Source organism: Moellerella wisconsensis, assembly GCF_022592395.1.
In the GTDB taxonomy this organism is placed as follows: domain Bacteria; phylum Pseudomonadota; class Gammaproteobacteria; order Enterobacterales; family Enterobacteriaceae; genus Moellerella; species Moellerella wisconsensis.
Map to the genome: position 1 here is coordinate 986,007 of NZ_CP093242.1, position 12,419 is coordinate 998,425.

Annotated in this window: 12 protein-coding genes; 6 read left to right on the forward strand and 6 right to left on the reverse strand. The window is 40.3% G+C overall.

Translation table 11 applies throughout. The features are described 5' to 3' along the window. Positions 1-71 precede the first annotated feature (71 nt). The 5 genes from MNY66_RS04255 (at position 72) to asmA (ending at position 5,534) form a co-directional block, all read left to right on the forward strand. Positions 72-635 (forward strand): LemA family protein, encoded by a 564-nt coding sequence (locus tag MNY66_RS04255; RefSeq protein ID WP_047256826.1) that lies wholly within the window; start codon positions 72-74, stop codon positions 633-635. Between the two features lie 25 nt (positions 636-660). Next, a complete protein-coding gene (gene htpX / locus MNY66_RS04260; protein WP_047256827.1) occupies positions 661-1,617 on the forward strand; it encodes a zinc metalloprotease HtpX in 957 nt (318 codons plus the stop codon). Positions 1,618-1,879: 262 nt separating this feature from the next. Beyond that, positions 1,880-2,521, forward strand: coding sequence for a uridine kinase (udk, locus tag MNY66_RS04265; RefSeq protein WP_047256828.1), 642 nt, complete (start codon positions 1,880-1,882; stop codon positions 2,519-2,521). A 47-nt stretch (positions 2,522-2,568) separates the two neighbouring features. Further along, positions 2,569-3,150 (forward strand): dCTP deaminase, encoded by a 582-nt coding sequence (dcd, locus tag MNY66_RS04270; protein WP_047256829.1) that lies wholly within the window; start codon positions 2,569-2,571, stop codon positions 3,148-3,150. Between the two features lie 494 nt (positions 3,151-3,644). After that, entirely contained in the window at positions 3,645-5,534 is a 1,890-nt protein-coding gene (gene asmA / locus MNY66_RS04275; protein WP_241501486.1) for an outer membrane assembly protein AsmA, read from the forward strand. A 228-nt stretch (positions 5,535-5,762) separates the two neighbouring features. On the opposite strand, the gene MNY66_RS04280 is transcribed toward asmA, so the two are convergent. Beyond that, positions 5,763-7,340 (reverse strand): TerC family protein, encoded by a 1,578-nt coding sequence (locus tag MNY66_RS04280; protein ID WP_241501487.1) that lies wholly within the window; start codon positions 7,338-7,340, stop codon positions 5,763-5,765. Between the two features lie 240 nt (positions 7,341-7,580). Between MNY66_RS04280 and gndA the strand changes: the two genes are divergently transcribed. Next, positions 7,581-8,987, forward strand: coding sequence for an NADP-dependent phosphogluconate dehydrogenase (gndA, locus tag MNY66_RS04285; RefSeq protein WP_047256832.1), 1,407 nt, complete (start codon positions 7,581-7,583; stop codon positions 8,985-8,987). A gap of 230 nt (positions 8,988-9,217) precedes the next feature. On the opposite strand, the gene MNY66_RS04290 is transcribed toward gndA, so the two are convergent. The 5 genes from MNY66_RS04290 to hisA all read right to left on the reverse strand — a co-directional run bounded on the left by MNY66_RS04290 (position 9,218) and on the right by hisA (position 12,419). Beyond that, the gene (locus MNY66_RS04290) at positions 9,218-9,460 is read right to left on the reverse strand and encodes an ElaB/YgaM/YqjD family protein (protein WP_047256833.1); all 243 of its coding nucleotides are present in this window, start codon (positions 9,458-9,460) and stop codon (positions 9,218-9,220) included. Positions 9,461-9,662: 202 nt separating this feature from the next. Continuing rightward, positions 9,663-10,160 (reverse strand): YbaK/prolyl-tRNA synthetase associated domain-containing protein, encoded by a 498-nt coding sequence (locus MNY66_RS04295; protein WP_241501488.1) that lies wholly within the window; start codon positions 10,158-10,160, stop codon positions 9,663-9,665. A 161-nt stretch (positions 10,161-10,321) separates the two neighbouring features. Then, positions 10,322-10,930 carry a bifunctional phosphoribosyl-AMP cyclohydrolase/phosphoribosyl-ATP diphosphatase HisIE gene (gene hisIE / locus MNY66_RS04300; RefSeq protein ID WP_047256835.1) on the reverse strand — a complete coding sequence of 203 codons (609 nt, stop codon included), beginning with the start codon at positions 10,928-10,930 and terminating at the stop codon, positions 10,322-10,324. Next, positions 10,924-11,700, reverse strand: a complete 777-nt coding sequence (gene hisF, locus MNY66_RS04305) for an imidazole glycerol phosphate synthase subunit HisF (protein ID WP_241501489.1) — start codon at positions 11,698-11,700, stop codon at positions 10,924-10,926. The genes hisIE and hisF overlap by 7 nt, the downstream gene beginning before the upstream one ends. Then, complete coding sequence (hisA, locus tag MNY66_RS04310; protein ID WP_241501490.1) at positions 11,682-12,419, reverse strand: 1-(5-phosphoribosyl)-5-[(5-phosphoribosylamino)methylideneamino]imidazole-4-carboxamide isomerase; 738 nt, start codon at positions 12,417-12,419, stop codon at positions 11,682-11,684. Before hisA ends, hisF begins: the two co-directional genes overlap by 19 nt.

Here is a 12,419-nt window from a genome sequence, read left to right on the forward strand (position 1 = left end):
GTACTAAATAGTCTGGTACTGAAATAATCTGCTTATTTCATTTTCTGAGTTAAGAGTCATTAAGGATAATTATGAAGTTTTTGATTTTAATCATCGTGATAGCGATTGCAGTTTTCTATTTTTATAACCGCATTGTGGCTATGCGCGAAGCCGTAATCTCCAGTGAAACAGAAATTTCAGTACAATTAGATCGCCGGGGTAAGGTCTTCGATAGTTTATTAGCGACCGTTAAAAAATACCTGAGCCATGAATCCGAAGTATTTACTAAAATTACTGAATTACGGACTCAAGCTAAGAGTGCAGTAGCACCATCAGAGGCTAAAGCTGCAGAAGATGAATTGTCTAAAATGGTATCAAGCGGTGCCATTAATGTTGCAGTTGAGGCTTATCCAGAGCTGAAGTCTGATGCTATTATGGCCAATTTACAGGAAGAAATTGTATCAACAGAGAATAAATTATCCTTTGCTAAACGCGGCTATAACAGCTCATTAGAAAAATATCGCGCCTATATTGCTTCAATGCCGGCATTATTTATCGTTAAAATGTTCCCAGCATTAAAGATTGATAAAGATTATTGGCGTTTAGACGAATCGACGATTAAAGCTGAAGAATCTCGTCGCATTAATTTCGATTAATTAAAAGTAAGCAACAGGTAGAAAAATGGATTTCAGAGAAGTTATTCGGAAAAATAATTTTCGTACTAAGCTGGTTATCATAAGCTATATCGTCATCATGTTATTGGTGGGATTATTGGCAGATACCGCAACCCACCCTGATCCCTATTTAGACTTTGCAATGAATATGTGGGCATTTGTTACGTTGGCACAAACACCTGTTGCGACTTTTATTATTTTGGGATTAACGCTTATAGGATTGATTTATATTCATTATCGGGGACATAAGCTGATGTTGGCAGGCATGAATGCTAAACAGTTATCCCCTGACGGTGAATTAAATCCTCAGGAACGCCAACTGTGTAATATTATCGAAGAGCTGAGTTTAAGTGCATCATTAGGCTATATTCCGCGTCTTTATATTTTGGATACTGATGAACCCAATGCATTTGCAGCCGGTTGGTCCGCACAGAATGCGTTAGTTGGTGTAACGCGAGGATTACTGGAAAACCTAAATAGACAAGAGGTGCAAGCAGTATTAGCCCATGAAGTTGGACATATTATTCACGGCGATTCCAAATTAACGCTATATGTTGGAATATTAGCCAATGTTATTTTGACGGTAACCAATATATTCAGTCAGTTATTTATTGGCTTTTCTGGGCGAGGGCGCAATGATGCCGCGAATAAAGCACGTGCTTTATTAATGCTCTTAAACTTCCTGTTACCTTGGATAACTCAAATACTTTATTTTTATCTCTCACGAACCCGTGAATATATGGCAGATGCCGCTGCGGTTGAATTAACGCAGGATAATCAGGCAATGATTAGTGCATTACGTAAAATTTCGGGACAGCATGAAACAAACCAGTATGAACATCAAAGTACTGGGCAAGCTTACCGTAAAGCGGCCTATATTTTTAATAAAGGGGATTCAGTGTTTTCTACACACCCTAGTATAGAAAATCGGATTGCAGCATTAGAAGGGCGCAAAACATTATAATCAAAATATGATCTTTCGTCCGTGTAATCTCGCAAGGTCATTCTTTTCGGTTTTAATACAGCGCTAGTATTTCTAGGACTATGACCAGCGTGTATTTTATTGTTTATCTGATGCTCTTTGATAGAGTTAATTACATTTTTTATAAGACAATTCCTGATGGTGCTGGAATAGCGCGCCAGAACCTCCTATAATTCCGCCAATTATAACATTTTTTATGTTATGCATTTCTTTGTCATTATATTAAACCAGGTTACCAATTATCATGACTGACACAGCACATCACTGTACCATTGTAGGTATATCGGGCGCTTCTGCATCGGGCAAAAGCCTTATCTCGAATACCTTATATAGAGAATTAAGAGAAAAGGTCGGTGATCATAATATCGGCGTGATTGCAGAAGATTGCTATTATAAAGATCAATCCGATGTGTCGATGGAAGAACGTTTAAAAGTAAATTATGATCATCCTAATTCAATGGATCATAGTTTGCTCTATCAGCATATTAAAACGCTCAAGTCTGGGCAACCCATTGAACTCCCTCAATATGATTATGTCGAACACACCCGCAAACCTCAAACTATAAATTTCAGACCAAAAAAAGTTATTATTATTGAAGGTATTCTGTTATTAACAGATAAGCGTTTACGAGAAGAATTAGATTTTTCCATTTTTGTCGATACGCCGTTAGATATCTGTTTAATGCGTCGAATTAAGCGCGATGTTAATGAGCGTGGTCGGACACTGAATTCTGTTATTGAGCAATATAATAAAACGGTCCGTCCAATGTTCTTGCAATTTATTGAGCCATCGAAGCAATATGCCGATATTATTGTGCCTCGCGGAGGGAAAAACCGTGTGGCTATTGATATTTTGAAAGCGAAAATTGGCGAATTTTGTCAGTAGTTATACCAGATTAGTGGTATTTCTTATCCACGTAAGGGAGAAAAATTATGCGTCTTTGTGACCGAGACATTATACAGTGGCTTGATGATGGAAAATTAGTCATTGACCCAAGACCGCCTATCGAACGGATAAGCGGAGCAACGGCAGATGTTCGTTTGGGCAATCAGTTTCGTGTTTTCCGTGGCCATACAGCCGCATTTATTGACCTTAGTGGACCTAAAGATCAAGTGAATTCAGCGCTTGATCGGGTAATGAGTGATGAGATTGTATTACCTGACGGTGAGGCATTTTTCTTACACCCGGGTGAGTTAGCTTTGGCGGTTACATTAGAATCAGTCACTTTACCGGATAATCTAGTGGGCTGGCTTGATGGTCGTTCATCATTAGCCCGCTTAGGTTTGATGGTACATGTTACCGCACACCGTATCGATCCCGGCTGGTGCGGGCAAATTGTATTAGAGTTTTATAACTCGGGTAAATTGCCGTTGGCCTTAAGACCAGGTATGGTGATTGGGGCGTTAAGTTTTGAGCCGCTCTCAGGATCGGCAGATCGCCCTTATAATAGTCGTCAAGATGCCAAATATAAAAATCAGCAAGGCGCAGTAGGCAGTCGGATTAGCCAAGACTAAACGCATAATAATATGATCGGCATTTTGCCGATTATCATCGATATTGATGATTAATCGTTTAGTCGAACGCTTATGATAATCCATCAAGTTTTCAGGGATATGGGCAGCATCGCGCGATTTATTTGATTGTAAGTCACGTCGCTATACAACAGGCTTTAGTTTATCCGTAATCGATATTTATCTATTATCAATTAAAGGGATTAAATTAAGCAGCATGACTCGCTAGATTTAAAGGTATTTATAACTATAATTTACCGTAGGTCGTTATAGACGCTATAAATATGATGCTATAAATATAGTAATAAGTCGCTACAATGATAAATTGCTATAAATATAGTCAATTATAATCGATGATTTTCCGCGCGCGGTTAATCGCTTGTAATTTGAATAGTCGATTAAAATAGTTGAGGGTGGCTGTTTTGTCTTAACTTTACTGAATGCTGTTCAGTAAAGTTAAAAAGTATGGCGTGAATACTGTAAAAGAGAGGGAATTGATGAAACGGTTATTAACGACACTGGTTATTTTATTGGTGGTGATTGTTGTCGGTTTAACTGCATTAGTGATGTTAGTTAATCCGAATGATTTTCGCCATTATTTAGTTGAAAAAGTAGCTCAAAAAAGTGGTTATCAATTGGCTTTTCAAGGAGATATGCGTTGGCATGTCTGGCCAACTTTGAGCATTATTACTGGTCCGGTTTCATTAACTGCCGAAGGTGCAACCCAACCTGCGATTAGTGCTGAAAATATGCGCTTGGATGTCGAGTTATGGCCATTGATTTCACACCACTTAGCGGTTGAGCAGATCGTTCTTGATGGTGCTGTTGTTCGTCATACACCAGAAAGCCAACCCCATAATATCGTCAGTAAAGAGCCTATTGCTCCCAGTGGAATAAAAACTACACCTAATCAAGCATCGTCAAATCAGTGGTTATTAGATATTGAAAAAGTTGAGATATCTAACAGCTTGATTATATGGCAGACAGAAAAAGACGAATTTAATCTACGCAATATCAATCTATTATTGAAGAAAAGTGCCAATAAACAATTGAGCATTGCTTTCAGTGGTAATTTGAATAAAAACCAGCAAGAACTTAGCTTTGATGCTAAAGCTGGAATCGATTTATCACAATTATCACAGCAGATTACTGGGCAAATTTCACAGATTGATTATCAACTTACTGGCGTTGATTTACCTGAAGCAGGAATTAGCGGGAAAATCAGTGCTAACGTTGAATATTTGAATACTTCGCCAGCCAGATTAAATTTAGATACGCTGATGATAACCGCCAATGACAGTGATCTTAATGGACACTTGGCTGCAACCTTGGACGATATCCCAGATTTTAAACTGAAATTATCCTCATCTACACTCAATTTAGATTCACTATTTGGTACAGGGATTGCCATGAATAATGATGGCGCTCAAACGACTAAAAAAAATGAAGCGAGTGTATCGGAAAACTCATTAAATAGTAGCAGTGCTACTCGCGTCGGAGTAAAACCGGTTATTTCAGGTACCCGGAAAGAAAAATATAATTTATCTGCTTTAGCCAACTTTACTGCGCAGACACACGCGACTATCAAAACGCTGACCTATCGCGGGATGGTGGTTAATAACGTTATATTTAACGCGGTTAATCAGGCGCCAACGTTAACAGTATCACAATTGAGTGGTGAAGCATTTGGTGGAACCTTTATGCTACCGGTTGAATTAAATTATGCCCAAACTCCTGCCATAGTTAAGGCGCAGCCGGATTTTGAGAATGTAAATTTAACTCCACTGTTGGCGGCGTTTGAGTTACCAAAAAAATTAAGCGGTGTTTTAACCGTTAAAGGTGATTTCTCGGGACCAGGTTATGATGCTAACGCGATAAAAAACCTCTGGCAGGGTAATGCAGCTCTGTTGCTACGTAATGCCCAGTTGAGTGGCTTGAATATTCCTGTGTTGATCCAGCAGTCATTATCTCGCGTCACTAATAAGATTAATGCACCGGCAGATAGTGGCAATGTGACTCAAGTTCAGCAATTAACGGCGAATGGACAATTAAATAAAGGTCGTTTTAATCTTTCGGCACTGAAGGCAACTTCTGAATTAGTGGTCATTACCGGTAATGGTTGGTTGAATCTTCCGTCTGAAACGCTGGATGTTAACCTTGGTGTACAGATTACGAAAGGCTGGGGAGGCGATTTACGTTTTATTCAACAATTACAATCAATCAGTATCCCGCTGCGAATTTATGGCTCATGGGTTAATTTGCAGTATCAATTGAATGTAGAAAGATTAGTACGTGATGAGTTGAAAATACAAGCTAAACAAGCTATTGGTAACTGGTTGAAGAAAGAAGAACAACAGCAATTGAATAATTTATTAAATGCGTTTTAAATTAGCCGATATCACTTTAGATATCAGCTATAGCTAAACCAAGCAAAAACCAGGCTTTATAGCCATAGCGCAGTGAACTAAAGACTCAGGTAAATTATTTATTGCTGTACAGAGATAAAAAATAGCCGCTTGATTTTAAGCGGCTATTTTTGTTGAGGAACGAACAGACTAATTAACTTTTGAGGTGGCCGATATTATCTATCGTACAGGCCTAATTTAGTCGTTTAATTATTCATACTCTTCTTCATCATCAGAGGTATTTTGCGGTGTGATCAGCACTTTATTAATTCGGTGATTAATAACTTCTAAAGGTTCAAATAGGCAGTTATTAATCATGATCTGTTCACCAACTTGTGGAACGCGTTGTAAATGTTCCATTAATAAACCGGCAATAGTTTCATATTCCCGTTTATCATCCAGCGTCATTGGAATATAAGCAATTAAGTCTTCAAGTGGCATAAAACCATTGGCAACCCAACGACCATGTTCTAACTGTTGAATATCATGGCGAGAATCATTTTCTTCCATGCCTACCGGCAAATTGCCCGCGATAGTTTCCATTACGTCGGTCAGTGTGACCACCCCTTCAACAGAGCCAAATTCATCAACTACAAAAGCAAAATGAGTATGAGCTTTGCGGAACTGTTCTAAGGCTTTCAATAAGGATAAACCTTCGGGGAAGATTAATGGTTGTGAAATCAAAGCCTTCAGATTTAGTTGCTCACCATTCAGTTGTTGTTTCACCAAATCAATAACTTGAATTACCCCCACTGGTTCATCACTTACCTCTCCATCAATAACAACTAGACGAGAATGTGAGTTTTTTTCTAACAGTAAAAGTAATTCACTTGATGGTTTGTTTATGTCAACATAATCAACATCATGGCGAGAAGTCATGATACTTTCAACGTTACGTTGCGCCATACCAAGCACTCGAGCAATCATCTGACGTTCCTGCGGATCGAAGACATCGGTATTGTCTGCGATAAGGTCAGAGGTGCGAGGGTCTAGTTCTGCCGATTCGTGTTTCCCACTTAAAATACGTAAAACAGCTTCAGCGGTACGTTCACGCAATGGGCGTGCACCGACCAAAAATTTACGGCGGTTAAATTGTGCGAGCTGATTTAATATTTCGATTAAGATAGAGAAACCAATCGCGGCATACAGATAGCCTTTAGGTATTCCGTAGCCAAAACCTTCTGCAACTAAGCTGAAACCTATCATTAATAGGAAGCTTAAGCACAGAATAACAATCGTCGGGTGAGCATTAACAAATGCGGTTAATGGCTTGCTAGCGAGGATCATCAATGCCATTGCAATAATGACCGCCGCTACCATAACCCCGACATGGTCAACCATCCCAACGGCCGTAATTACAGAGTCGAGAGAAAATACCGCATCGAGGACTACAATCTGCGCGACTACCGCCCAAAAATTAGAGGTTTTCCGTTGCCCATTACCATGTTCATCAGCCCCTTCCAGCCGTTCATTTAGCTCCATTGTGGCTTTAAACAGTAAAAATAAACCACCGATAAGCATGATGAGGTCACGGGCACTGAAAGGATGCTCAAATAAGATAATGAGCGGTTGGGTCAGTGTAATGAGCCAAGATAAGCTAAACAGCAATATCACTCGCATGACTAGCGCGCACAGCAGGCCAGTAATACGTGCTCTATCGCGCATTTTTTGCGGAAGTTTATCGGCCAGAATGGCAATAAAAACGAGGTTATCGATCCCTAGAACGATTTCTAGAACGATAAGGGTTGCCAGTCCAGCCCAAATCGTCGGATCAGCGATCCATTCCATACAGTTTATTTTACCTTTAGATATAACGGCATATGCCGCCAGAGGAATAATGAGGATTGTTGATTAAAATTTCAATAGAAAATTACCCATTCAGCCTATTTATAATAAAAAATGTTATGTTTAGGATAACGATTGCATCAATAACTACCACCGAGCGGAAGACTGAGTTAACATGTGATCATGTTAACAGAATGCCAGCTTTTCTAGCTGGATTGATTAGAATCAGACAGGAGTTTTTTCATGTCAAAGCAACAGATTGGCGTTGTCGGTATGGCAGTAATGGGGCGCAACCTTGCCTTAAATATTGAAAGCCGTGGCTATTCCGTCTCTATTTTCAACCGTTCCAAAGAAAAAACAGATGAAGTTATTGCGGAAAATCCAGGTAAAAAGCTGGTTCCTAATTATACCATTGAAGAATTTGTTGATTCGCTGGAAAAACCGCGCCGTATTCTGTTGATGGTAAAAGCGGGTGAAGCTACCGATAAAACAATTGCCTCTCTGACACCTCATTTAGATAAAGGCGATATTCTTATCGATGGTGGTAATACTTTCTTTAAAGATACCATCCGTCGTAACCGAGAATTGTCAGCACAAGGTTTTAACTTTATTGGTACGGGTGTTTCTGGCGGTGAAGAAGGGGCATTAAAAGGCCCTTCAATTATGCCGGGCGGACAAAAAGAGGCATATGAGTTAGTTGCTCCAATTCTAAAAGAAATTGCAGCTAAAGCAGATGGTGAACCTTGTGTCGCTTACATTGGTGCTGATGGTGCGGGCCATTATGTTAAAATGGTGCATAACGGAATTGAATACGGTGATATGCAACTTATCGCTGAAGCCTATTCATTGCTGAAAAACTCATTAAACCTGACTAATGAACAATTGGCAGATACCTTTACAGAGTGGAATAAAGGCGAACTGAGCAGCTACCTCATCGAAATCACTGCGGATATCTTCCGTAAAAAAGATCCAGAAGGTAACTATTTAGTTGATGTAATTCTTGATGAAGCTGCCAACAAAGGCACCGGCAAATGGACCAGCCAAAGTGCGCTTGATTTAGGCATTCCACTGACACTGATTACTGAATCTGTTTTTGCTCGTTATTTGTCTTTCTTAAAAGATCAGCGTGTAGCGGCATCTAAAGTATTGACTGGCCCAGAAGTAACAACGATTTCTGCTAATCAGCAAGAATTTATCGAAAAAATTCGTCGTGCACTGTATTTAGGCAAAATCGTTTCTTATGCTCAGGGCTTCCAGCAATTAAAAGCGGCTTCAGATGAGTATAACTGGACATTAAATTACGGTGAAATTGCGAAAATTTTCCGTGCAGGTTGTATTATTCGCGCTCAGTTCCTGCAAAAAATCACTGACGCTTATGATGATAACGCGGCTTTAGCTAACTTAATGTTAGCGCCATACTTTAAGCAAATTGCTGATGAATATCAGCAGGCACTGCGTGATGTGGTTTGTTACGGTATCCAAAATGGTATTCCTACGCCAACATTCTCTGCAGCTATTTCTTATTATGATAGCTATCGCGCTGCGGTATTGCCGGCGAACCTTATCCAGGCTCAGCGTGACTATTTTGGTGCACACACTTATAAACGTACTGATAAAGACGGCGTATTCCACACTGAGTGGATGGAGTGATTTGCGTTATCATTAATTGTGTAATTTAGATTGATTAACTCGAGTTTTTATCCTTTGAATTGGTAATAATGACAGTTAATAGAAAAAGGGGGCTGATTTTTTCAGCTCCCTTTTTGATATCTATCAGGCTCATAATCTTTAGTCTAGAAATAATAGCCTATTAATTAACAATCTTGCTGCTATAAATGATTTTACCGCAAGACTCAATCAATCGACTCAAGCGAATACGGTTATTTTTTGCCTAACAGATAACCAAACACAAACCCGATGCCCGCAGCAACAGCCACAGTGGCAACTGGATTAGCTTTTATTGTATCCACGCTATCGTGCAAAATATCACAACCTTGTGCGGTATATTTTTTAACTGCACCTTTGGCTTCATGTTCTGGCGAATCAACAGCTTGACCAAATTTTTGTTGCGAAGTACCTACGGCTTCTTTTGATTTATCTTCTGCTTTCTCAAATAATCCCATTTTCTTTCCTTAGTTATTAATTAATAAAATATTAAGCAATAAACCTTTTTTCAATAGATTAATGGTGTTTAAACTATTACATGAATCAATACTGACATCGGTAACCCTAAAAACAGCAATAGGGTATATTAAGCTTAGCACAAGATTATTTAATTGCTGAGATAAGGTGATATTTAATTATTCACTTTGGTATTGTTTTTATTTATTCAGATTCTGTTCGAATGAAATTAACCATACGCGGATTAGCAACTCGTTGATAATCCATAGTATTAAGAATAATTGAGCGCTCTAAACTGGCGGCATTGAAGGCTAATTCATCAAAGCGTTCAAATAATAAAGGATCGGCAATGAGCATCAAATCAGAGTGAAAACTGAAGGGAGGAATAGCACCAAAAACACAGTGTGTCAGTTCTGACACTTCTTTGGGGCTGGCCAGTGAGGCGCGAGTCCCCCCGATAGCGGCGGCTATTCTCTGTAAGTCGGCTTGTTTATCGGCGGGTAATACCGCCAAGACATGCTGGCGTACGCCATTGCCTTTAACATGACAGACCAATCCTTTCGCCCCTTGTCCCAGCTGAGTGCCTCTGATTTTCGCTACATCGACAGATTTGCCGGCGGAGGGATGCTCGACAACTCGGAATTTGGCCTGATGCTGGGTTAATAGTTCAGTTAATTGGATAAAAATATCGGTTTCTAACAAAATAAATTCCTTCTGGCTGATTAATCATCAATCGCATGATGGTACCAAGTTTACTCTATTTAATACAATAAATGAGCAAAATCAGCCACAAGGAAGAGACTACATTAACCTGAGCAGCCTATTCAACGATGATGAATAAGCCGCATTAGAGCTCAGAGTAATTAATGGCGTTGTTTCAAACAGTTGATAACTGCGGATAGGTCTAAGTCTTGATCTTGCAGTAAAACTAGCAAGTGATAGATTAAATCGGCAGCTTCATTAGTCAGTTCCTCTCGGTCATTAACCGTCGCGGCCAATGCGGTTTCTACGCCTTCTTCTCCGACTTTTTGCGCAATACGCTTAGTACCACTGGCATATAATTGGGCTGTATATGAGCTTTCAGGGGACGCCGTTTTACGTGATTTCAACAGGTTTTCTAATTCATACAGGAAACCCCATTGGCTTTGAGCTGGATTAAAACAGCTTTCAGTCCCATTATGACAGGTTGGTCCGATAGGCTGCGCTAAAACTAATAAACTGTCGTTATCGCAATCAGTAAATATATCCACTAGATTGAGGAAATTTCCCGAAGTTTCGCCTTTAGTCCATAAACGCTGTTTAGTCCGAGAATAAAAAGTGACTTTTTGGCTTTCTAGAGTGGTTTTTAGCGCGTCATTATTCATATAGCCGAGCATTAAAACATCACCAGAGATAGCGTGCTGCACTATTACGGGCATCAGATTGTCTACTTTTTCCCAGTCTAGTTGGTCAATTTGTTGATTTGTTAACATAATCTGATTTCCACTCCTTGATCAGCAAGATATCTTTTGAGCTCGCCAATATTAATAATCTGTTTATGAAATACTGAAGCCGCTAATGCGCCATCAACGCCAGCGATAGTGAAGGCGTCTAAAAAGTGCGACATTTCACCGGCACCGCCGGAAGCAATCAGTGGCACTTTACATACGGCTCGAACTTTTTTGAGCTGAGCTAAATCGTATCCTTGGCGTACTCCATCTTGATTCATCATATTTAATACGATTTCGCCTGCGCCGCGTTGTTGGACTTCTTTGACCCAATCAATCGTTTTCCATTGGGTTTGTTGGGTGCGTTTTTCATCGCCGGTAAATTGATAAACTTGATAGTTAGCGGTTGATTCATCGAACCAAGTATCAACACCGACCACAATGCATTGAACACCATAGCGATCGGCTAAGCGGCTGATTAGTGACGGGGCGCTCAGTGCTGGCGAGTTAATCGATATTTTATCAGCGCCAAATGAAAGGATCTGCCCGGCTTCCTCGACGGTTTTAATTCCTCCCGCGACACAGAACGGAATATCGATGACTTCGGCGACTTTAGCGACCCAACTTTTATCGACCACTCTGCCATCGGATGAGGCGGTAATATCATAAAAAACCAGTTCATCGGCGCCTTCTTGGGCATAGCGTTGTGCTAATGGCACGATATCGCCAATAATTTCGTGATTCCGAAATTGTACTCCTTTGACCACTTGGCCGTCACGGACATCTAAACAAGGAATTATGCGTTTTGCCAACATGCGATAGCCTCCGAAACGGTGAATTTACCTTCTAATAATGCGCGTCCAACAATGACACCCGCAGCACCCGAAGCCGGGAGTTGCGCGATATCATTTAAATCGCCGATACCGCCCGATGCCTGAAAGGTGATATCCGGGTATTTTTGACTAATTTCACGATATAACTCGACGTTAGAACCGCTTAATGTGCCATCTTTTGAGATATCGGTACACAGAACATGACGCAAGCCCGCCGGGCGAAAAATATCGATAATTTGCTCTAATGTTGCATTAGAGTTTTCTTGCCAGCCGCTGATAGCTACTTGTTTAACCCCTTGTGGATTAATTCGTACATCAAGAGCTAAAACAATCGCATTTCCGCCGTAACGTTGTAGCCATGATTTGACCATTTCAGGCTCTTTCACTGCGGTAGAGCCGATAACTACGCGGCTAGCTCCGGCATCAAGTAAGGCTTTTACATCGTCTTCAGTACGGATACCACCACCGATTTGTACCGGAACGGAGACGCCCGCTAACAGTGTTTTTAACAAGCTTATTTGTCGTTTTTGTGGATCTTTAGCGCCGGTTAAATCGACTAAATGCAATAATTTAGCCCCTTGCTTTTCATAATCTTGTAGGCGTGTGAGTGGCTCATTACCGTAGTCACGCTGCTGTTGATAGTCACCTTGATGTAGCCTAACGACGTTACCGTCGATTAAATCGAGTGCAGGAATAATCAT

Bases quoted from the DNA above. Each gene is read 5' to 3' on its own strand.
- htpX (WP_047256827.1), top strand. From the start codon at position 661: ATGGATTTCAGAGAAGTTATTCGGAAAAATAATTTTCGTACTAAGCTG.
- hisA (WP_241501490.1), bottom strand. From the start codon at position 12,419: ATGATTATTCCTGCACTCGATTTAATCGACGGTAACGTCGTTAGGCTA.
- MNY66_RS04290 (WP_047256833.1), bottom strand. From the start codon at position 9,460: ATGGGATTATTTGAGAAAGCAGAAGATAAATCAAAAGAAGCCGTAGGT.
- asmA (WP_241501486.1), top strand. From the start codon at position 3,645: ATGAAACGGTTATTAACGACACTGGTTATTTTATTGGTGGTGATTGTT.
- gndA (WP_047256832.1), top strand. From the start codon at position 7,581: ATGTCAAAGCAACAGATTGGCGTTGTCGGTATGGCAGTAATGGGGCGC.
- MNY66_RS04280 (WP_241501487.1), bottom strand. From the start codon at position 7,340: ATGGAATGGATCGCTGATCCGACGATTTGGGCTGGACTGGCAACCCTT.
- udk (WP_047256828.1), top strand. From the start codon at position 1,880: ATGACTGACACAGCACATCACTGTACCATTGTAGGTATATCGGGCGCT.
- hisF (WP_241501489.1), bottom strand. From the start codon at position 11,700: ATGTTGGCAAAACGCATAATTCCTTGTTTAGATGTCCGTGACGGCCAA.
- dcd (WP_047256829.1), top strand. From the start codon at position 2,569: ATGCGTCTTTGTGACCGAGACATTATACAGTGGCTTGATGATGGAAAA.
- MNY66_RS04255 (WP_047256826.1), top strand. From the start codon at position 72: ATGAAGTTTTTGATTTTAATCATCGTGATAGCGATTGCAGTTTTCTAT.
- hisIE (WP_047256835.1), bottom strand. From the start codon at position 10,930: ATGTTAACAAATCAACAAATTGACCAACTAGACTGGGAAAAAGTAGAC.